Here is a 21,446-nt window from a genome sequence, read left to right on the forward strand (position 1 = left end):
TGCTTGCAGGCAATTGTTCGCAGACGGCGTTCCTGTGCCTACATCTACCGGTCTACCAGTTCGTTGTCGGCTTTCTTTTTCACTGTGTGCCTGGACGGCGTGGGTCAAGCTCAGGTTCTTCACGGTACCATTCACGCAGCAGTTCAACCGGCTGCAGTGTGTCGTTTTGTTCTATGTGATGGGCACGCCGTTCACGATACACGGTTAGAATCTCCATGGCCCGACGGTGGATCGCAGAGTCTGGCTCGGCAGGCACGTACCCTTTCGGCACGGCATACGTAAACCGATTCGTTTCAGCCTTTGCTGTGGGAATGTGGAAGAAGTCGCGCTCAACGAATATGTCCTCATCTTCTCCAGTTCGTGCCGCTTCCACGAAAAACGTAACGGCATGCTCGGGATATCCAAACAGGTATCCGTATCCGCGGAAGCGATCGAGCGATGCCTCATGCTCCACAGTTGTGATAATCGTTGCTGGATCTGCATTCGGCGTAAAGGCCCACTGGCCCCAGAAGGGAGCGTCATCTTCCAGTGTACGCTCAAAAGTGCGCTGATCTACAAGAAGTGTCTGCACTGTGCGGTTTCCCTCGCGCGTTGCGTTGAACGGAACGACGACGGTCTGGACCGCCCCGCAGGAGAGCGCATCGGCCACCCGGTGCAGTTGGTCTGCATCGTTATAGGCTGCTTGCGCTGCCTCCCCCTTCATCGCATCTCGCACGCCTGCTACTACCGAGTCGGGGCGTGCCAGGGTAAATCGTTTCTGCACCAGCGTACTCATGGGTTTCAGGTCGCCCACAAGCGTGTACAGAGCCTGGTAGTTGACGGCATCCTGCATGAGCGAGTCGGCCAGTGCACGATCGTCATCGTTTAACTGCTCTACAGGAAAGCAAGGCTCCTCTTGCCACGATGCAGTCTCCTCTTGCGCGAGGTCTGGGCCGACGGATGCACAGCCTGTCAGCAGGAATGCCGTAACGATTGCTCCAATGAGCAACGGAACACGAATAGGGCGAGACGAAGTGTGTATAGTAATGAGGCGCATGGTAAAAGACGTTTACATGGAGCAGAAAATTAGGTAGATGGTTATCGCCCAAGCACGTGTAGCGTGATGCGGAGTGCATGGCGTGATGCTTCGGTGGGGGCTTGTGCCCGGCTGTAGTCGCCCGTCACCGACAGCCGGAGCCGGTCCGAGTCGGCACCTGAAGAACGCCACCCAATACCCATGTGCATCCGCGTAGCCCATCGAGCCGTGCTGTAGTAGGCGTAGTCCGGGTAGACAATCTCGGAGGTCAGACGCGTGGGAGACTGTGCTTCATAGCGGTGGGCAACCGGTTGATAGTACCCAACCTGTGGCTGAACACGAGCCACGAACGAAGAGGTTATCTGATGCTGTATCCATCCCCGAACCGTTGTCTGCAGAGCTGTTGCAGCCCACTCCGTCTGGCTCACGACGTCCCGGCGCAGCACCTCATCGCCCCGGATCGCCGCTCCAATGCCCCAGCTGGCCTGCGCGCGCCGTTCGCCAGGCCACAGGGAGGCCTCAAGCTGCAGGTGAGCATCCTCCGATATCACATTGACCGCACGAAACACCGGATCGGTCCCACGTCCTTCCCACCAGCCGGCGTCGGCGCGCAGCCGCAAAGATAACGCCGGGCGGCTGCGTTGTGCCGCTCCGCTGAACTGGAACTCCTGCACGTTGTGACGGCCCCCAAAAGCAGGAGCCCGGATTCCATCCCGCACCTCGTCTTCTCCTGCCGCGTAGGTGATGCCTGCATCCCACTGCCACGCAGACGCAGCGCCTGCATATTGCACGGCCCCTCCGTAGCGTGGGCCCGACGTTCTGCGTTCCCCGCGTACGATCTGAGCGCGGTCGAACGTGCCATAGCCTCTGAGACGATACACAAACGGGTCGTCGGTCGTAAATAACCCGTACTCATTCTCTTCCATTTGCCAGCGCAACACGGCTTGCGCTCCAACTTCGTGCTGCGCCCCCACCTCAACGGATACCCCCGGCTGCACGTCTACCGTGCGTGTTCGATACTGCGGGCGGGGGTCGTTACGCCGGGCGCCTTGCCCTACGCTGTACTGGATGCGCACCCCGCCGTAAATGCGATCGAGTAGCTTGGGGGACGCGAATGCGGCCTCCAGGTCGACGTGGTTGCGATACCACGCGCCTCCGATAGAGTCAGCCCACACGTAGGCGCGGTGGTCGTGCGGATCCGAAATGGCCGACCACTCTACCCGCCGGTCGTTGCGACGCGTGTACACAAACGCGCCGTAGACCTTCCATCCCGAGAGCGTAGCCGTGCCTTCTGATTGCAGTTGTCCCAGTTGCAGGCCCGACGGATGCTGTGGACGATGAAGCGGGCCGTCTATATCGGCAAACGAGAGGCTCGCCCATCCTTGATCCGGGAGTACAGCGGAAGCGAGTCCGGCCGGGTTTTTCGTTGCCCGCCAGAGGCCTCCGTCGGCATCCACAGGCGCGCCGTACCGCTCGAAGTGAGGGACTGATGTTGGGCTATGCCACACTGCATCAGACAACGTCAGAGGCTGCGCACCGACCGGATGGGAAAGTCCAGACGTCAGTGACAGCCCGCTTATCAGGAGAACGCATGTGAGTCCGATTTGAAAAGCAAAGCGCATGATGAACTACATAAACCACGTACAGAAAACAAGTACGCCCGGCGCATCTGCCTGAACATGCCCTGTAAAGGCGTGTCCGTGTATCAGGCGGGTGCACCGGGCGTGTTTTGCGAAGCGTTTAGTCGAAGCTACGCGGCGTAGGCGTACCAATGATCTCGAAGTCGCTCCCTGTGTTATTGGTGTTCTTCAGGATGCGACGTCCGTCGACTTCACGCTGCACCAGGCGTCGTGCACTCTCCGACGTGTACGTGCCCGATGCAGCAACGAACCCAGCATCTACGTCCAACGGGAGGCGCTTGAAATCGTCGCTTGTTGGGGTCTGCAGCGCTTCGAACCCATCAAGGATCAGCTCATTCGGCACGCGAATTCGCGGATCCAGAAAATCGAGGTCAGGGACGGGTACCTGCTCCAGGCTACCGAAGTCATTAGTTTCGAAAAGCACCCAGGCCGGTCCAAAAACAGGAACGAGCGAGTAGAATCCTCCGGTGAAGTACGTCCGCTCCATGGTGGGAACGCCCGCCACATCAATATCTTGCTCGCGCCCGGTGTACATCTCGAAGTCCGCGTCGCCAAGATTGACAGGGCTAGCCGGATTTCCGTCCGGATCATCGGCATGGTCGATACCATGCTGCGCAATCACGAGGCTCTCGCCCGGCTCAACCGGAACATCGGTTCCGCCTCCTGGCACGCGCCACACGTTGCTGGCGTATGCAGCATCCTGGTTATCCTGGAATGGCGTAGGCTCAGTATTGGGATTGATTTGGCCCGACGCTCCATATATGCTGGCTATGTAGAGCTCATCGGCGTAGAGCAGCTCATCGGTGTTGTTGTAAATCTCGATGAACTGGTCCCGAAAATAGGTATCGCCTTCAGGCGTTTCTGAGCCGGTGTAATAAACCTCCTTGATAACGAACGTGCCCGCTGCGGCTACATTGAGTTGTAGCTCGATTGCTTCCGCTGGCGGACGATCCAGATTCTGGAGCGGGAGATTCGCGTTGAGCGTACGTGGAGCGGGCGAACCTGTCAACTCAGCTGCGCGCTCCCCTTTTATCGAAAGGGTGGCCGAAAAGGCATAGGGGCCGGGCACCAGTTCTTCAAACGTCGCGATTCCTGCAGCGTTGGTTTCCGCTGTCTGGGTACCTCCGCGTTCGTCGTTCGTAGCGGTAACAGTAACCCCCTCGGCTTCCGATACCGGGTAGTCCTCGGGGAACGTGACACGTACATCGACCTCAAACGGAGTGACCTCGTCCATTCCGCTGTCGCAGGCAGTGAGCCCAACAAGCAGCAAGAGCGCCAGAGCAAATGTAGGAAGTAGTTTCAGCTTGTGCATAGTGTATTGGGGACAATGTCGTAGGAAGAAAGAAGACTACAGGCGAGCCACGAGTTCGACGCCGAAGAAAAGAGGCGGATTACGTCGGCTCAGCCCTGTGGTGCGACCCCGCTCATAGAGCGGGCGATTCGCGAACACGTTGTTCGCAAAGAAAGACAGTTCAAGGTTGGCAGGCAGCGACTTAGAGAGCCGCATATTGAAGAGCCAGAGCGGTGGGGGGTCTTCGGTGCGATAGTACGAGTCGCTCCGCATCCGCTCCAGGTTGTCGTATTTCGCTGCAGCAGCCTCTTCTTGAGACAACGGCACGTAGTCCCCCTCGCGTGTGAGATAAGCGATTGGGCGGTCGTTTGTGTTAATGCGTTGCTCTCGATCCCACCACAGCGTCTGGGCGAGCATAGACACGACCAGCCCCACCTCGGGGACGCGGTGCACGAAGCGCAGGCTCGTCACCAGACGATCGCGTTCGGTGCCGTGGTTTTGGTAGACGCCGATGCGCTCAGGCGGCGGTTGGGTCCGGAACAATGCACCGGTGTCAACATCTTGCGCCCGGTCGTTGAAGCGCGTCACCGTCCAGCCTCCGGTAACATGTAGTGAGGTGCGAAGGGTAGACCACTCGGGCAGGTCGGCAGTGAACTCAATGCCCCAGGAGTCAATGTCACGCGTAGCTTGCAGGGCGTGATACGCCCGCACAAGTGTGTCGGGCGGTGCCGAAGACTCACTCACAACAGGGGGCGATCCATCACGAAACTCATCGATATCGAAGCGATCAAGCGTAAACGTGATAGGCAGCAGTGTGAGGCCGAAAGCCCCTCGTGTTTGCTCGTTGAAGCCAGTTACCGAGAGATCTGCATTTCCAAGCGTTCCGGAAAGCCCGATTTCCGCTTTATCGTTGGTGTAAGCCCGCATGGATGTGTTGTCAGGCTCTATCACACGGGTTGTCAGGATCAGCAGACGCTCTTCAGGTTCTTGCGGGTAGTAGTTGAAGTTAACCAGGTCGAAGTATCGCGGCCCCGGATACAAGAAGTTCATTGACGGCGCCTTGGCCATGCGTCCGTATCCTGCCTGCACGGCCCAGTCATCGACCACTTCGAGTTGTACGTTAAGACGCGGAGAGAGCAGCGCACCGAACCGTCCGCTGTGTAGCGATGTTGGCGAGATGTTGTCGTAGCGCAGCCCGGTATGCAGCGCAAACCGACGCCCAAGAAGCGATCCGTGCGTTGCCAGCTCAGCGTATGTTGACCAGATGGGCAGTCCGGGTACATCGCGGTAACTGCGCGGGCGATCGCCCATGGAGTAGTGCATACGGGGCGGACGTAGTGGGTCGAATTGCCGGCCGCGCCCATAGTTGTTACTGTAGCGCAACTCACTTCCGATCTGCGGCACGAGCGCCCAATCCCCCGCGAAGGCAGTATGTTCGGCTTCGAGGCGCGTATACACATCAAGCGGCTGGCCGTGTACAGTCACTTCGCTGAGATACGACAGCGGTCCAAACTCTGCGCGCTGCGTGGTATCCACCCGCGCGTCGGAAAGCGGAAACACCCCTTGCTGCGTAACGCGTTCCTGTAAGTAGCCCTCTTGTTCGCTGTAGTCTACGCTGGCATCCCACGAGATTTCGGTGCGCCGTTGGGCGTCTGGATGCCAGTTTCCAGACAGGTGGGCGCGTATCCCTTGGTCAAGGCTGTACCGGGTCCGGTCATATCGGTCGTCATCGGGGGCACGGCGCCGCTCATCGAGGGTCCGGTGCCCGGAAAACCGCACGGTAGTTTGCAGACGCTCGTTATCTAACCACGACTGACTCCACGTGCTCTGCAGCGTTAGGCGCTCAAAACTGTCGCGAGTCTGTCGCGGGTCGTTCTGAGACGCCGCCAGATTACCGGTCACGCTCAATCCCGTATGACTTCCTGTCTCCCACCCAGCCGCTGTGCCCAGGTCAAGTGTCGTTGGGTTGGCGCGTAACCGGATCTCCGGGCGCATGGCGCCGGCCCGTGTGTTCACAAGCAGCATACCCGCCGTAAGGTCGCCATGGCGTGCAGATGGGATGCCCCGAATCACCTCGATAGACTCAATCTGATCTGGGGCTACGCGGCGCAGGTCAACGCCTCCTCCCGCTGTTGATGCAAAGGAGGGGCGGTCTGACGCAGCATCACGCAGAGGCGTTGGTACGTCAACCTGAAGGTTTGCATTGTTGGATACAGGTGCTCCGTCTATCACGAGCGATGTGCCCAGTGCATTAGCACGCGCCGCATCGCCGGTGGTCGGCACCTGGCGCAACAGACTTTCTTGCGGGGAGGCCAGGCTCGGATTACTCGCCAGTTGGCCAGGTACAAGCTCCAGGAGGTCTGCCAGGCTTGACGCCTGCACATGCTCAATCGCAGAGCGATCGATGCGCGAAGCCGTGCCTACCGCAGAGGAGCGTCCTATTTCCTGTGCGGTTACCACAACCCCCGCCGCTTGAAGTACTTCGCTGGTCATCTCAACGCGCACCTCAGTTGACTCCCCAGCATACACCGTGATGGTTCGGTTCACCGTAGCCATTCCAATGTGCCGGACTTCCAGCTCATGGGTACCTGCAGGAACGCGGGCGATGCAGAAGTAGCCTTCTCCATCTACCACCGCATGTCTGTTTAGCGCAGCGAGATGCACCGTAGCGCTAACGAGAGAGTCTCCGGTATCGGCATCTACAACATGGCCGCATACCTCGCCATGGTCGAGGCTGAGCGCCGAAACAGGAACGGCCTGTAGCAGGATACACAGCGCAAGCGAAATAAGACGGAACGGATGAAACGAGGCGGCCACAGCACTACATTACGAGACGTTATGGGTACTACACACACTTAATACACATACTGTGCGTACACATTGCAAGTACGCACCATTGAATAAGTAATTAAGAAACCTTGAGGGTAGTGTGTATGCCGAAATGAAAGAAGGCGTTTTCTATGCTCTCTTTATTTATGGGCTCAGAAGCTTGAATAGTATTTACTTAGCACAAAAATAAGGGACAAGGATGTTAGGGTCAGCGTCTAAAATTCGGCACGGAACTCGCATATAAGATGTCTCGAAGAGATGTCGACCACACTACATACACACTTCGCCCTCGCTGATTGTGATGTAGAAAAGTTCGCCGGGGTACCCAGTAGTGTTAGGTATGCAAACGCAAAGCGGCGAGCGCCTCATAGAAGCACTCGCCGCCCTGAATTTTTCAGACGCTCCAACACGTTCACTATCCTGCTGCGCTACCGGTACCCCTCCAGCCAGGCCAGGATGTGGTCGACCTTGGCGATGAGCTGGCTCGGGCGGGCCGCCATGTTGTGGTAGGAGCCTGGCAGTTCAACGTACGCGGTGTCGATCTCGCGCAGCTGCAGCGCATGGTAAAACTGCTTGGCCTCCCAGGTGGGCGTGCGCAGATCTTCCTGCCCTACGATCAGCAGCGTGGGCGTTTCGACGTTGCCAACAAGCGAGATGGGCGACACGTCCCAGTACGCCATCGGATTCTCCCACGGCTGCCCCGGATAGCGGTAGTCGGCATAGGCGTAATAGTTATCGGCCGCCAGCGTCTTGCTGATCCAGTTGATCACGGGTTTCTGCACAGCCGCTGCCTGAAAGCGGTCGGTCTGCCCCACGATCCACGCGGCCGAGGTGCCGCCTGCGCTTCCTCCCGTCACGTAGAGACTGTCTTCAGAGACAGTGCCGTTTTCGACCAGCACGTCCACGCCGTCGATGATGTCCTGATACTCCCCGCCAGAGAAGTCATTCTTCAGGAGGTTGCCGAACTCCTCGCCGTAGCTGGTACTGCCGCGCGCATTCGGGTAGAACACCACGTATCCCGCGGCCGCATACAGCTGTAGCTCGGCGGCAAAGTGGGGCCCGTAGTGACTGATCGGTCCGCCGTGGATCTCGACAAGCAACGGATAGGCTCGGTCGGGGTTGTAGTCGGGCGGGGTCATCACCCAACCGTGCAGGTCGCGCCCGTCTTCGGTCGAGGTATAGCGCATCGCCTCCACCTGTCCGAGTGCACGGTTGGCTGTGAGCGCCTCGTTCAGCGTGGTGAGGCGGGAGGGGGTCTCGTTGCCACGGCTGGTCATGGCCAGTTCAGCAGGGTGGGCCGGACTGCTCGCGTTGAATGCGATAGCGCCATTCTCCGCAACGGAGAAGTCGGCGCTGCCGCGGTAGGGGCGCCCGAGTGCTGTGCCGCCGAGGCTGTCTGCTACGTTCGTCACCGCGCCGTCGAGCGTGGTGTGTGCAAGGTAGCTTACGCCTTCGTTATCGTACTGCACGTACAACCCGCTCCCCTCCTCATCCCAGACCATATCGTTAATAGAGCGATCCAGTCCGGTCTCGACCTCCTGCACCTCGCTTCCGTCCGGGGTCATCGTGTAGAGCCGCGTGCGCTGGTAGGTCTGTATCTGGTCTTCGTAGCCCAGGTAGGCAATCGTTTCCCCGTCTGGCGATACGCGCGGCGTATGGTTCGGGCCAAAGCGGTCGGTAAGGGGCGTGATGGCTCCGTCTTCCATATCGACGCGGTACAGCTCTATGTTGCGAAACGCGTGCTCCGCATCGTCGTGCCGGTTGCCGGATACCACAAGCGCCTCCCCGTCAGGCATCCAGGCAATAGGCCCCGAATGATCGTGGTCGCCGGTGGTACGCTGCTCGGGGTCGCTATCTGAGTCCGCCGTGATCGTGAAGATGTGTTGGTGTCCGTAAGGACGAATGCCGCTTCCATCCTGCTCATGGTTCAGTCGCGTTTCGACGCGGGGCGGGTCGGCCCAGTCGGCGCCCTCCGGCGCTTCGGGCGGTTCGACCATCTGCGGCGGCTCGGCGTCTACGTGCATCGAAAACGCGAGATGGCTGCCGCTGGGACTCCACGCCAGATCGCTGGGACGGTTGTCAAGCGTGGTGCGCTGTGCGTTGGTGCGCGGGGCGAAGGTGTGCACAAAGATTTGCGCGCCGTCGTCCTCGGTGTCCCCGATGTAGGCAAGCTGCGTGCCGTCGGGCGACCAGCGCGGACTCGATTCGCTCACGTCGCGATCGGTGAGCTTTACGTGCTCGGTGCCGTCGGCATTCATGATCCAGAGTGCCGACGTGCGACGGTCATTCATCACGTCCATGCCCTGCCGTACGTACACAACGCGCTCGCCATCCGGGCTCACTTGCGGATCGGTGACCCATTCCAGTTCGAATACGTCCATTCGCTCGAACGGAGTCTCTTGCGCATCCACCAGACCAGGCAGAAGCAGCAGATAAAGAAGCGGAAGCAGAAGCAAGCGGCGCATAAGCTGATCGAGGACTGACGATTGGGACGGATGATTACTGCATTGTGGGTGCGACTATACGTGGATACGACGTGTATACAGTTATGCCGCATTAGAAGCCACATTAGAAATCGTGTAACGGTTGAATGGTACGATGCACAATAAAGAAATGCCAACAGCCGATGATGCTTGCCAGCCTCCTTCAGCTTTCTTTGCTTTTACGTATCGACACAATGCATTCCACAAAACGCATACAGTCTTTCACAAACGGGACCCGATGTGGCTTCGGATGCGCGTTATGATGTTGCCAGAACTGTAAGCGCACCATCTTGACATGTACGTCTCATGAAGCATACACCCACCCCTGAACCGAATATGTTCAGTATCGTAACGTGTTGTGTATGTGCATCTTTAGCTCCTGACGCGATCGGCTCCCATGAAACGTATTCCCCACCTGTTACGCGTAGCCAGGCTTAGCGCCCTTCTTCTGGCCTGGGTCTTTGCTGCCGCTCCCCACACGCTGGCCCAGAGCAGCAATACGGACAGCGACACGAGTCCCTACAGCGAAGGTACGCTTGTAAGCGAGGTGGAGACCGTTGTGCCGGGCGAGCCGTTTACGGTGGCCCTGCACCTGGAGATGGATCCGGGCTGGCACAGCTACTGGAAGAACGCAGGCGATTCGGGGCTCGCTACGTCGATCAGCTGGGACCTGCCCGAGGGGTTTACCGCGAGCGATATTCAGTGGCCCTATCCGGACCGTAAGCAGGAAGGTCCGCTCATGACCTATGGGTATTCTGATGAGGTCATGCTCTTGGTCGACATCACCCCGCCTGCCGCCCTGGAGCCCGGCACCGAGGTCACGATTTCGGGGCGTGCCGACTGGCTGATCTGCGAGGATGTCTGCCTGCCTGCATATGACGAAATCAGCACGACGCTACAGGTGGATGCGGAGGCGTCCGCGCTCAGCGACACGTGGGCCGATGCGTTTGCCGAAACGCGAGCACAGCTCCCACAGCGCGCAGATCAGGTGGAGGCGACCGCCTATTACAGCGACGGCAGTTTCGTGCTGGAGCTGACCGGCGCTGATCTTCCGCAGGACGACGTGCTGTTTTTTCCTAAAGAGAAGCAGGTCATCTCAAATACGGCTCCGCAGCCCACTGTGCGCGACGGCGATGCGCTCTACCTGGCCCTGCAAGCCTCTGAACGCGCCGATGGCTCCACCGAGGCGCTGCGTGGCGTGGTCGTTGCCCCCGAAGGATTTGCCTGGACCGACGACAGCCGCCACCGGGCGCTGGCTATAGATCCATCCGTTGAGGGCGCATTCGAGGGCGACCTTGCAGCACTGCAAGTAACAACCGCCTCGGGCGGCATGACGCTGTTCTGGGCACTGGGCTTTGCCTTTGTGGGCGGACTGCTCCTGAACCTGATGCCGTGCGTCTTTCCCGTGATCTCGCTCAAGATACTGGGGTTTGCCAAGAAAGCCGGCGAAACGCCCCGCATCATGCGTCGCCACGGCGGACTCTTCGCCCTGGGTGTGATCGCCTCGTTCTGGGTGCTGGCCGGGTTACTGCTGGCATTACGCGCAGCCGGCGAGTCGATCGGGTGGGGCTTTCAGCTGCAGTCGCCCGGCTTTATTGCGCTCATGGCCCTACTTTTTGTAGGCATCGGGCTAAACCTCGCTGGGCTCTTCGAAGTGGGGCTCAAGCTCACGTCGGTTGGCAGCGGCGTGCAGCAGAAGGCGTCCGGGTACAGCGAGTCGTTTCTGACGGGGGTGCTGGCTACGATCGTCGCGACGCCTTGCACAGCGCCGTTCATGGGAGCGGCACTCGGGTTTGCTATCACGCTCACCGCACCAGAGGCGATGGGCATCTTCACCGCGCTGGGCCTGGGCATGGCCGCTCCGTATCTTGTGCTCTCTGCATCACCCAGTATGCTGAAGCGCCTGCCGCGTCCCGGTCCGTGGATGGAGACGTTCAAGCAGGTGCTCGCCTTCCCGATGTTCGCCACCGCGCTGTGGCTCGTCTGGGTTTTTGGCCAGCAGGTGAGCATCGACGGCGTGGCGTTGCTGCTCGGCGGCTTTCTCTTGCTTGGCATCGCCGGCTGGGTGATTGGCCGCTGGCCCGCTTTTCAGGTGAGCAACCGTGCCTGGACCGCCTCGCGCGTCGTTGCCGGACTCGTAGCCGCGGGGGCTATTGGTCTTTCGCTCATGGGCGCAAACGCGTCGGCGCCCGCCGCTCCGGGCGAAGCAGCAGACGCAACCTGGCAATCTTTCTCCACCGAGCAGGTCGATGCCCTGCAGAGCGAGGGCGAACCCGTCTTCATCGACTTCACCGCTGCCTGGTGCCTCACATGCCAGGTTAACAAGCGCACAACCCTTGAGACCCGTGCCGTGCAGGAGGCGTTCGAAGAGAACAGCGTACACCTCATCCGAGCCGACTGGACCAACCGCGATCCGGAAATCACCCAGGCTCTGGGGCGTTTCAATCGCAATGGCGTGCCACTCTATGTGCTCTACCCCGGCGATGGCAGTGAGCCCAAGGTACTCCCCGAAGTACTCACTCCCCAGATCGTGCTGGATGCGCTCGAAGAGCTGCCCGAAGCGTCCTCCCCGTCGCCTTCGTTCGTGATGCAGGAGGAGTAATTGTCTGCCTCCCACAAACAAGATCACACGACTCAACCTGTCAGGTTTTTTTGGGTTGCAGGGTGGGCGGGACGCGTGTCGTAGCAGATGTTACAACAGATGCTGCGACCGTCCGCCGTCTACGGGGAGAGCCGTACCGGTGATGTATCCGCCCCACTGGCTCGCGAGAAAGGCGACTGCTGCCGCAAACTCATCCGGGCGGCCCAGCCGGTCGAGGGCGTTTGCATCGGCCCAGTCGGCTTCGATGGCGTCGCGCGACTGCCCCGTCTTCGCCGCTTTCGACTCGGCCAGTTCGTCGAGGCGGGCGGTCTTGGTGTAGCCGGGCAGCACAGTGTTGACGGTGATACCGGTCGGACCGAGTTCGGCAGCCAGGCTTTTGGCGTAGCCGAGCACGCCCGCACGGGCGGTGTTCGAGAGCGCCAGCGTGGGAATGGGCTGCTTGGCGGATACGGAGGCGACGATCACAATGCGAGCCAGCGTCTCTGCAGCGGCGTCTTTCAGGTGCGGAAGCGCCGTCTGACACATCGAGATGGTGCTCTTCAGGTTCAGGTCCAGCGCCTCCTGCCAGTCGTCGAGCGAGAAGCTGCTCGCTGTGCCCGATGGCGGGCCGCCGGCGTTGGGCACCAGCACGTGCAGGGCCCCGAAGCGCTCTACGGTAGAGGTGACGGCCGCATCCACCGCCGCCGGATCGGTTACGTCGCAGACGACCGGGTGCAGACGCGCCTCCGCATCCGGCTGCTCCATTCCTTCGGCAATGCAGGCTGCCGCGCCTTCGATGTGCTTCTGACTGCGAGAGCAGAGCGCCACCTGCATCCCTTCGTGGGCCAATCGCTCAGCTACAGCGTAGCCGAGTCCGGCACTGGCGCCTGCTACAAACGCGACGTGATCGGTGAGTCCAAGATTCATGGTGTGGATTCGTGTCATTTGAACAGAGAGACAGCAGGAAAAGGAGGGCTTATCGGTCGCTCCAGGGTGGAGTGGGGAAGCGGGGCTCGGCCACGGCAACGTCTTCGGGCCACACCACCACGCGCTCGCCGTCTTGCCACTGAATGAACGTGCCCTCGTTGGCGGTCTGGTAGCCCCGCTCATTAACGGCATACGGACCAAACACGGTGGTTGTCTCCAGCGCAAGCAGGGCGTCGCGAACGGGATCCGCGTCCAGGGTACCGGCTTCCTCAACGGCTTCGGCAAAGAGCTGGCAGCTGCCGTATCCTCCGGCGGCGTGGAAGCTTGGCGCGCGGTCGAAGGCGGCTTCATACGCATCCACAAATTCGTCTACGCCGGGATACGGAAGACTGGGCTCCCACGCGGAGAGGCCGTAGGCGTATTCGGCATCGTCGCCGAGGGCATTTTGGAACTCATCGACCGCACCCGAGGTGCCGAACATCTGCACATCCACTGCGGCATCGCGCATCTGCTCGACCATCGTGATGAAGTCGTCAAGCGGAGACGCGGCCATCGCGACCACCTCGGCATTGGCGGCATCGATCTCGGCCAGAATGTCGGTGAAGTCCTCGGTGCCGGTAGGATAGGTGGCTTCTACAACCACCTCAAGCCCGGCGTCTTCAGCGAGTTGCACAGCCCCCTGTCCGGCTGCTTCTGGAAAGAGTTCGTCTTCGTGCACGACCGCGACACGGGTTAGCTCGCGCTCATCGGCGAGGTCGATGAGTCCGGCTAAAAACAGCTCAGCGGGCGGAAGCACCATGAATAGGTGCTCGCGCCCCTGCTCCCAGATCGAGGAGGTAGCGGCCAAGGGCGACACATGCACCATCTGGTGTTCTTCCGTGACCGGCGCCACTGCTTCGGTAAGCGTCGACCCATAGGGCCCCATGATGGCATCAACGTCGTCTTCGGTGATCAGCTGCTCGTAGAGGCGCACTGCCGTGTCGCTGTCGGATTCGTCATCATAGATCACGAACTCGACGGGACGTCCGAGCAGTCCACCGTTGTCGTTGAGGTGGTCCGCGCAGAGCTGGTATCCATTGCGCGCTGCCGTACCCTGCGTGCTATAGGCACCGGACTCCGACATCGTAGCACCGATGCGTATGGGGGCGTCCTCGGGGGCACAGGCTGATAGCATTACGATGAGTAACAGGCTCAGCAACAGGCTTGGGGCGCCGAGCACACCACGGTGAATACGCATAGGCATCTGTATTTGGAACGTAATTGGGGACGTACTTGCGAATCGGTGTCGTTGTGATTGCCAGCACGAGGGGCTCGTGCTGTGTCACACGCTATTGTTTGGGTTGTTTGAGAGTGCAGAATCCCTCCCCCTACATCTCCCCTCCGAGAGGGACTTTATAAGAGCGCCCTCTGGTTCCTTCTTCTCCGGGGAAGATATCTGTTTAGCGCAGTTCAATTGCCACCCGGAATATCCGCTTTGCTCCTAATCTCGGGCTACGGAACGGTGCGATGTGAGTAAAATCCATTGCCGGGGACCGCTTGCGTCCCCGGCGATCTGTGTTAAGTCGCTAAACACGTACAGGGGAGGAAGGCTAAAATGGAGGGGAAAACACCCCCTGAAACCCAATCGTTCAGATGTGACAGGGTATTAGTTATACCTGACTGTATGCGTGGGGGTTAGCGTTCTACCTGCTCGTCGAGGTTGTAGCGCTTGCGCTTGTCCCAGAGCGTTTTCTTAGAGATGCCAAGCGAGTCTGCGATCTTCGCATAGCTGTCATCTCGGGTCTGCAGCGTGCGCAGGATGTATGCCTTCTCCAGATCCTCGATCGTACGTCCAAGTGGAAACTGAAACGCTCCAGCCGTGCCAAATACGTCTCCAATCTGGCTGGGCGGTGCCAACGTCAGGTCTTCGGCGTCGATGATATCGCCCTGCGCAAAGATCATGGCGCGCTCCAGTACGTTGCGGAGCTCACGTACGTTACCGGGCCACATGTGCTCAAGCATCTTTTCTTGTGCCGCCTCGGTGAGGCCCCCGATGGAGCGCTTTAGCTCGTTGTTAAAACGCGTGATGAGCGAATCCGCAATACGCAGTACATCGCGCTCCATATGGCGCAGCGCGGGCATCTTCACATTCACCACGTTGATGCGGAAGAAAAGGTCTTTGCGAAACTCTTTTTCTTTGACGCTAGATTCGAGGTTGGCATTCGTCGCACACAGCACGCGTGTGTTCACGGTGCGGTCTTCCACGCCACCAAGGCGCCGAAACGTGCGGCTCTCCAGAAACGAGAGCAGCTTCGCCTGCAGTGCAAGGCTCATCGAGTCGATCTCATCGAGGAAGAGCGTTCCTCCATCAGCGATCTCGAACATGCCCGGCTTCGCAGTACGGGCATCAGTGAAGGCGCCCTTCTCGTATCCGAACAGCTCCGCCTCCAGCAGATTGTCGGGCAGGGCCGCACAGTTGATTTCCGTAAACGGCTTGCGCGAGCGCGCCGAGTTGTAGTGCAGCGTCTGGGCTGCCAGGTTCTTGCCCGTACCGGTTTCGCCAGAGAACAGCACGGTCGTGTTGGAAGCGCCGGTTAGCGTCTGGATCGTCTCGCGCACCTGCACGATCGGATCGCTCTCGCCGAGGATACCCGAAATTGGATACTCAGCCTGCTGCTTCTCCTTGATCTGGTCAAGCTCTTGCTGCGCCCCATACAGCCGGATGGCCTTGTCGATCAGCGCCCGCATCTCTTCGAGGTTGACGGGCTTCTGCAGGTAATGAAAGGCCCCCTGACGCATCGCCTCAACGGCTGTCTGCACCGACGAGTGCGCTGTCATGATAATGACCGGAACGCTCGGCGCCCGATCATTGAGCGCATCCAGCAGTTCAACCCCTGTCATCTGCGGCATCATCATGTCCGCAAGGATAACGTCGGGCAACCGGTCCTCGTCGAGCTGATCCAGCATGCTGACCGGATTCACAAAGGCCTCGACCTCATATCCGTCACGGGCCAATACATTGGAAAATAATGTTCCTATTTTGGGCTCGTCGTCAACGACAAAGATACGCTCTTGCATGGCTTACTCGCTAATATGGAAAGAAGAAAGCACCCATTAGGAATCGATTACCTCTTATCGGCACTCCGCGCGTTTCACACCGTGTATAGATGCTGAAAAGTTTACCTCTTTATATCGCTATTGTTCAGAGCTATGAGAGTTTTTTTCCGCCTCCGTGTATTTAATCCCTTAGCGCACACATGGGTACTCCTAACCTTTCTACTGGTATGCGCCGGATGTACCGACCCAGGATCCAGCACTTCGCCGGTAACCGATGCGCTCGACCGTCCGGTCATGGTGCCCGATACGGTGGCCCGCGTCGTTCCGCTGGCTCCCAATCTCACCGAGCTTACTGTTGCCGCGGGCGGCAGCGATCGCCTCGCGGCCGTTACCGTGTCTGACGACTTCCCTCCCACGATAGTCGATCCGCTCCCCCGGGTGCAGACGCTGCCCCTCGACTATGAGGCGATCGTAGGGCACGCCCCCGACCTGGTCCTGGCTACCGATCAGGTCAACACGCCCGACGATGCCGCCCCGCTTCAGCAGATGGACGTGCCGGTCTACTTCTTCTCGTTCAACGCAGTCACTGACATTTTTGAAGGGATTCGCACGCTGGGCACGTTGCTCGGCACATCATCTCAGGCAGAGGCCGCTGCCGACCGTCTTACGTCGGCGCTCGACACGCTCCGGACCCGTACTGCGTCTCGCGATGCACCGCGCGTGCTGGTGCTGGTGGGCGACGAAACCCTGTATGCCTTTGGCGGACCGAGCTACGTGCATACGCTCGTTGAGGCGGCAGGCGGACGAAGCGTAACGGATCACTTCGAAACGGCCGCTCCAACGCTCAGCGAGGAGTTCGTGCTGGATGCCGCCCCAGACGTGATCATCGGGCTCTTTGGCGACGACTACGACACCCACCGGCTCGCGCGCCTGCATCCCACCTGGGATGTCGTGCCAGCCATCCAGACAGGACGTGTGTACTCTATCTCTCCAGACCTGGTATCGCGGCCCGGACCGCGCGTCGTGCAGGGCGCGTATCGCATCGCAGCCTTGTTGCACCCCGACCTCGACCTGCCTGCCCCACCCACCCTGACTGAGTAGACTCTTCTCTTCCCCTTTTACACGTTTTATGCGCACGGCGCTGCTTTCGCTTGGACTGCTTGGGGCTCTTCTGGTTACCGTTGGTGCGGCGCTTTCGTTTGGTAGCGCCGCCGTTTCGTTTGGTGATGCCTACCACGTTGTAGCCTACCGTGTGGCAGATGGGTTCGGGGCCTCGTCGTCGCTTGGTGTCCCGGACCCTATTGCGGAGCGCGTTGTGTGGCACCTGCGCTTGCCTCGAGTGCTACTGGCGCTGCTGGTGGGAGGCGGACTCAGCGTGATCGGTGTGGCGATGCAGGCGCTGGTACGCAACCCGCTTGCGGAGCCGTACATTCTGGGGATCTCCAGCGGCGCCTCGGCGGGCGCCTCGCTCTTCTATCTCGGGTTTCTACCGCCGCTGCTTGGACAAGCGCTCTCCATGCCGCTCGCTGCGTTCCTGGGCGGCCTGCTCTCTATCACGATCGTCTACCTGGTTGCTTACACCGGCTCGCGGCTCAGCGTGGCCCGGCTGCTGCTGGCAGGCGTCGCCATGTCGGCCCTGATGGCGTCGGTCACCTCGTTCATCACGTTCTCCTCGCCCGATCCAGGTAAGCTACGCGCGGTCCTCTTCTGGCTCCTGGGCTCGCTCAGCGGCACGCAGTGGACCGACCTGATCTGGCCTTTCGTTACCACCGCATCTGGAAGCATGCTCCTCTTTGTGCTTGCGCGTCCACTCGATGCCATGCTGGTCGGAGAAGAATCGGCGTACCACCTGGGCATTCCCGTAGAGGCACTGAAGCGGCTGCTAATCGGACTGGCAGCGCTCGTAACGGGGGCCCTGGTCGCTGTGGCTGGGGCAATTGGATTCGTGGGGCTCATCATCCCCCATGCCGTGCGGCTGCTGATTGGCGTGTCACATCGCCGCGTGGTGCCGGTCGCATTCATCGGAGGGGCGCTCTTTCTGGCGTGGGCCGATCTCGCGGCGCGCACGCTGCTGCCCGAGCAGGAGCTGCCCGTTGGCATCCTGACCGCGCTGTGTGGCGTGCCGTTCTTCCTTGCCCTGCTCCGCCGCGGCTCGTATGGATTTGGCTCTCCTTAAGTAGTCCTTAGTCTTATTCTGCTTCCCCCTACTCCTCTTCCAGCGCTTCGAAGTACCGCCGGATCAGCGCCTCGTAATCGGGGCTATACCCGCCCTCCATCGCATCCAACAGACCCTGGCGCAAGATGTCGGCGGCGTCTTCAGGTGGCAATTCATCGGGTGAGGCGCGGCGCTCGAAGTCGGTGACGGTGTCGCCTTCGCGGTCGTCGCTCTGGCCCTGGGCCTGCAGAGCACGCTGCGCCTCCAACATGCGGGATACGATGCGCTGCTGCCGGTCGAGCAGGTCGCGCTCGTTGCGCGGGTTCTCCAAGTCACGAAGCGACTGCTCCATCTCGTCGGCAATGCGATCCAGATCGCCCATCAGCTGGTCGGCAGCGTCTTCTTCGCTGAGGCTGCGCAGCGCCTCCTGCAGACGCTGCTGTTCGGCGGCGATCTGCTCGCGACGCGCTTCCTCGTCAACGCTCAGACGCTCGCCCGCCACGTTCTGCAGGTGCTCCTGCAGGGCGCGATTCAGCGACTGCTGGTCGCCGGTCATCTCTTGCATCTGCTGGATCATCTGATCCATCGACATGCCGCCCTGACCGCCCCCGCTGCCATCCATCTGGTCGAGCACTTCCGAAAGCAGCAGCGCCAGCTCGTTCAGGTGCGTCATGGCCCGGGTCTGTTGCGGACGTGCACGGTGGCCCTGGCGTTCATCAAGATGCTGCACGGCTTGCTGCATGGCGTTTAGCCCGGCGCCGAGCCGGTCGCGCACCACCCGCGAGAGCTGAGGCGTGTTGCGGGCTACAGCCGACAGCGAGTCGCCAACCGACTGCAGTCCAGTGCGCAGGCGCTGCTGATCTCCGACGAGCGTGCGTAGCTGCGCACCGTCAGCTGCAAACTGCTCGACCTCGCCGCGCAGGCGCTCTTGTTCGTTAGAGAGCCACAGCGTATTTTCAAGGGCGTACCAGATAGCCGCCGCGTTGATATCGGATTGCTGCTGGCTCATGCCCTCCTGCATCTGGCTGAGCGAGGACGACATGTCGCCGAGTCCGTCACTGGCCTGCTCCTGGGAATCTTGTGCGGGCTGCCAGTCTTGCTGCTGGAGCGCTTCAGCCGCCGCCTCCATCTGGTCCTGAATGCCGGCTTCTTCCATGCGCTCGCGCATCGCCTCCAGATCTTCTGTGGGCGCCCCCTGGGTGTCCTCGAAGTTTGCGGCCAGCTCATCGAGAGCCTGCTCCAGCGCATCCATCTCCTGCTGCAGGTCACCCTGGCGGCGACTCAGATCGGCAGACGCTTCGGGGGCGGCGTCTGTTTCAGCGTCTGAACTGGCGGCTGCGTCTTGCTCGGCAGCCTCCGTATCCTCAAGAAGCGCCTGCTGCTGGTCGCTGAGCTGCTGTGCGCGGTCGCTCATCTCGTCGAGCTTCTGCTGCGTGCGCAGCCGCTTGAAAAGCTCCATAGCGCGCTCCAGCCGCTCCTGGTAGTCCTGCATCTGGTCGTCGACGTCTGACATCGCCTCCTGCATGTCGCGGAAGTCCATCGACTCCATGGCCTCTTGCAGGTCGCGAAGTGCCTGCTGCAGTTCCGGGTCGTCGATCTCGCTTACAATGTCTTGCAGCTCGCGATACATTTGCTGCGTCTCTTCGCGGGCGAGCCCGTCGCGCTCCATCTGACGGGTCGTTTCTTCAAGCTGACGAGCCGCCTGTTCGACCTGCTCGCTCATGGCTTGCTGCTGCTCGCTCAGCTGCTGCGCGGCCGACTGGTCCTCCCACGAGGCTTCCTGCGTGCGACGCACCTCGTCACGGAGCTGCTCGAACTGCTGCTGCATCGCGCTCGACCGCTCGCGCACCTCGTCCAACGCCCGTTCGGTGTCGTCCTGCGAGCGATCGAGATCGGCGTAGCGGTCGGCAGCGGTGGGCATGCGCAGCCGGCGCGTCGGGGTTTCTGCAGACTTGAATCCGGCGTAGGCGTCGTTGTCCTGCACCTCGGCGTAATACACAACCTCGTCGCCCGGCAGCACGTCGAGTCCGCTGTCCTGCACGAGCATCCAAGTATGCGCAACGCGCTGGTCGGTATTGCGCGGCTCGCTCAGCGGAATATCAAACGATTCGTAGGGAGCGTCGCTATCGTCGCCGTTGTCCATACGGTAGTGGATGCGCAGGCGCGAGAACCCGAAATCGTCGCGCAGCCGAAGTTGCAGGTCGGCGACCCGGTCGGAGCCGAGGTTCGCGCGGGCCTCGGGCGCCTCAAACTCAATACGAGGGGGCTGGTCGGCCCGCTCCTGCACCTCGTACCGCACCGGATCGGGATTTGCTACACCGTCGTCATTGCGCAGGTGGATGCGGTACGTGGTCGACCGGTCGACGGTAAAGCTGCCGGTTGCTGTGCCGTCGTCAACCTCAAGCGGACGTTCGCTTCCATCTTCGAAGCGTACCACGGCTTCGGTGATGGGCCCGCCCCCGAGGCGCAGGGTTAGCTCCACGTTGCTTCCTCGCAGCGCGGTTACATCGCCCCGATTAGGCGACAGCTGCTCTGTTGTCCGGTTGGTGTACGCAGGCGGAGTGACCACAGCCTGCAGTCCGCGCACCACAGGCCGGGCGGCCACGTCGACGGTGTAGTAGGATGAGCTGGTCTGCGGGGTACGCACGCGGTAGGTGAACCCTTCGCGGACATTCGGCAGGTTGAGCGTCCATGTGTTCTCGTCGCCCCGGGCGGTCATGCGCTGCGTGCGAAGGCCATCGGGCGTATCCATCTCTACAACGACCTCGTCTGGTCGGGTCGCATCAATGCGATCTACGAGGCGTGCCTCTATGGATAGCTCTTCGCCCTGCACGCGCTCGGCATCTCCCGGCTGAACCTGGAGCGCGTACGGCGCCGGGCGTTCAAACGAGGTACCGGGCGCGAGCAGACGCGCCGAGGCGTCGGGTAGCACGGTCCAGCCGATGGCTACTGCGAGCACGGGCAGCAACAGCCAGGGCAGCGCATGGCGCACGCGGTCTGCATCCACGAGCGCATCAAACGACTGCGCGTCGAGCGCTTCGCTGAGCTGCTGAACAGCCGTGGTACGCACAGCAGCGGGCGCGTGGCTGGTACGCCCTGCATCCAACTGAAACAACGTGACGAGGCGATCGGCAATGGCTGGAGTGAGGCGTCCAACCGTGCGAGCAAGGGCTTCGTCGGAGGGAAGCGGCCAGATGTTCATCCATTGCAATAACGGCGGCACGACGCGGACGCCCAGGTAGAGTCCGCCTCCAAGCGCCACGCCGCTCAGCAGCACAACCCGTACCGCCGCCGGCATCCAGATCAATGCCTCCAGCAGGAGAAACGCCAGAATCGCTCCACCACCAACCGCGAGCGTCCAGAAGAGCCGGGCAACGGCTTGCAGCAATGCATCGCGACGGTATGCACGGCGTAAGCGGCCGCGTAGCGTGGCAACAGAGGCATCAGGATGATCCATAGGTACTCCACTCATGTACAGTTCGTGTATCT

At 60.7% G+C, this 21,446-nt stretch carries 12 protein-coding genes; 3 read left to right on the plus strand and 9 right to left on the minus strand.

Translation table 11 applies throughout. From position 1 onward, the window contains the following. Window positions 1-79: 79 nt before the first annotated feature. The 5 genes from ACZ48V_RS10945 to ACZ48V_RS10965 form a co-directional block, all read right to left on the minus strand. A complete protein-coding gene (locus ACZ48V_RS10945) occupies window positions 80-1,036 on the minus strand; it encodes a hypothetical protein (protein WP_464539079.1) in 957 nt (318 codons plus the stop codon). 41 nt (window positions 1,037-1,077) lie between these two features. Continuing rightward, window positions 1,078-2,637, minus strand: coding sequence for a DUF6850 family outer membrane beta-barrel protein (locus tag ACZ48V_RS10950; protein ID WP_464539080.1), 1,560 nt, complete (start codon window positions 2,635-2,637; stop codon window positions 1,078-1,080). A 118-nt stretch (window positions 2,638-2,755) separates the two neighbouring features. Continuing rightward, window positions 2,756-3,967, minus strand: coding sequence for a DUF4876 domain-containing protein (locus ACZ48V_RS10955; protein ID WP_464539082.1), 1,212 nt, complete (start codon window positions 3,965-3,967; stop codon window positions 2,756-2,758). A 36-nt stretch (window positions 3,968-4,003) separates the two neighbouring features. After that, a complete protein-coding gene (locus tag ACZ48V_RS10960) occupies window positions 4,004-6,763 on the minus strand; it encodes a TonB-dependent receptor (RefSeq protein WP_464539084.1) in 2,760 nt (919 codons plus the stop codon). Window positions 6,764-7,203: 440 nt separating this feature from the next. Continuing rightward, a complete protein-coding gene (locus ACZ48V_RS10965; protein ID WP_464539086.1) occupies window positions 7,204-9,240 on the minus strand; it encodes a prolyl oligopeptidase family serine peptidase in 2,037 nt (678 codons plus the stop codon). Window positions 9,241-9,655: 415 nt separating this feature from the next. Between ACZ48V_RS10965 and ACZ48V_RS10970 the strand changes: the two genes are divergently transcribed. Beyond that, window positions 9,656-11,860 carry a protein-disulfide reductase DsbD family protein gene (locus ACZ48V_RS10970; protein WP_464539088.1) on the plus strand — a complete coding sequence of 735 codons (2,205 nt, stop codon included), beginning with the start codon at window positions 9,656-9,658 and terminating at the stop codon, window positions 11,858-11,860. A gap of 90 nt (window positions 11,861-11,950) precedes the next feature. Here the strand turns inward: ACZ48V_RS10970 and ACZ48V_RS10975 are convergent, their stop codons facing one another. The 3 genes from ACZ48V_RS10975 to ACZ48V_RS10985 all read right to left on the minus strand — a co-directional run bounded on the left by ACZ48V_RS10975 (window position 11,951) and on the right by ACZ48V_RS10985 (window position 15,823). Further along, complete coding sequence (locus ACZ48V_RS10975) at window positions 11,951-12,766, minus strand: SDR family oxidoreductase (RefSeq protein ID WP_464539090.1); 816 nt, start codon at window positions 12,764-12,766, stop codon at window positions 11,951-11,953. 49 nt (window positions 12,767-12,815) lie between these two features. Continuing rightward, a complete protein-coding gene (locus tag ACZ48V_RS10980) occupies window positions 12,816-14,003 on the minus strand; it encodes an amino acid ABC transporter substrate-binding protein (protein ID WP_464539092.1) in 1,188 nt (395 codons plus the stop codon). Window positions 14,004-14,440: 437 nt separating this feature from the next. After that, window positions 14,441-15,823, minus strand: coding sequence for a sigma-54-dependent transcriptional regulator (locus ACZ48V_RS10985; RefSeq protein ID WP_464539094.1), 1,383 nt, complete (start codon window positions 15,821-15,823; stop codon window positions 14,441-14,443). 132 nt (window positions 15,824-15,955) lie between these two features. Between ACZ48V_RS10985 and ACZ48V_RS10990 the strand changes: the two genes are divergently transcribed. Together ACZ48V_RS10990 and ACZ48V_RS10995 are read left to right on the plus strand one after the other, a co-directional pair. Continuing rightward, window positions 15,956-16,903 carry an ABC transporter substrate-binding protein gene (locus ACZ48V_RS10990; protein ID WP_464539096.1) on the plus strand — a complete coding sequence of 316 codons (948 nt, stop codon included), beginning with the start codon at window positions 15,956-15,958 and terminating at the stop codon, window positions 16,901-16,903. A 28-nt stretch (window positions 16,904-16,931) separates the two neighbouring features. After that, window positions 16,932-17,978 carry a FecCD family ABC transporter permease gene (locus ACZ48V_RS10995; protein WP_464539098.1) on the plus strand — a complete coding sequence of 349 codons (1,047 nt, stop codon included), beginning with the start codon at window positions 16,932-16,934 and terminating at the stop codon, window positions 17,976-17,978. A gap of 28 nt (window positions 17,979-18,006) precedes the next feature. On the opposite strand, the gene ACZ48V_RS11000 is transcribed toward ACZ48V_RS10995, so the two are convergent. Then, a complete protein-coding gene (locus ACZ48V_RS11000) occupies window positions 18,007-21,414 on the minus strand; it encodes a DUF4175 family protein (RefSeq protein ID WP_464539100.1) in 3,408 nt (1,135 codons plus the stop codon). Between the last annotated feature and the right edge of the window lie 32 nt (window positions 21,415-21,446).

Source organism: Longimonas haloalkaliphila (genome assembly GCF_055379825.1).

Bases quoted from the DNA above. Each gene is read 5' to 3' on its own strand.
- ACZ48V_RS10950 (WP_464539080.1), bottom strand. From the start codon at position 2,637: ATGCGCTTTGCTTTTCAAATCGGACTCACATGCGTTCTCCTGATAAGC.
- ACZ48V_RS10970 (WP_464539088.1), top strand. From the start codon at position 9,656: ATGAAACGTATTCCCCACCTGTTACGCGTAGCCAGGCTTAGCGCCCTT.
- ACZ48V_RS10985 (WP_464539094.1), bottom strand. From the start codon at position 15,823: ATGCAAGAGCGTATCTTTGTCGTTGACGACGAGCCCAAAATAGGAACA.
- ACZ48V_RS10975 (WP_464539090.1), bottom strand. From the start codon at position 12,766: ATGAATCTTGGACTCACCGATCACGTCGCGTTTGTAGCAGGCGCCAGT.
- ACZ48V_RS10980 (WP_464539092.1), bottom strand. From the start codon at position 14,003: ATGCGTATTCACCGTGGTGTGCTCGGCGCCCCAAGCCTGTTGCTGAGC.
- ACZ48V_RS10995 (WP_464539098.1), top strand. From the start codon at position 16,932: ATGCGCACGGCGCTGCTTTCGCTTGGACTGCTTGGGGCTCTTCTGGTT.
- ACZ48V_RS11000 (WP_464539100.1), bottom strand. From the start codon at position 21,414: ATGGATCATCCTGATGCCTCTGTTGCCACGCTACGCGGCCGCTTACGC.
- ACZ48V_RS10945 (WP_464539079.1), bottom strand. From the start codon at position 1,036: ATGCGCCTCATTACTATACACACTTCGTCTCGCCCTATTCGTGTTCCG.
- ACZ48V_RS10990 (WP_464539096.1), top strand. From the start codon at position 15,956: ATGAGAGTTTTTTTCCGCCTCCGTGTATTTAATCCCTTAGCGCACACA.
- ACZ48V_RS10965 (WP_464539086.1), bottom strand. From the start codon at position 9,240: ATGCGCCGCTTGCTTCTGCTTCCGCTTCTTTATCTGCTGCTTCTGCCT.
- ACZ48V_RS10955 (WP_464539082.1), bottom strand. From the start codon at position 3,967: ATGCACAAGCTGAAACTACTTCCTACATTTGCTCTGGCGCTCTTGCTG.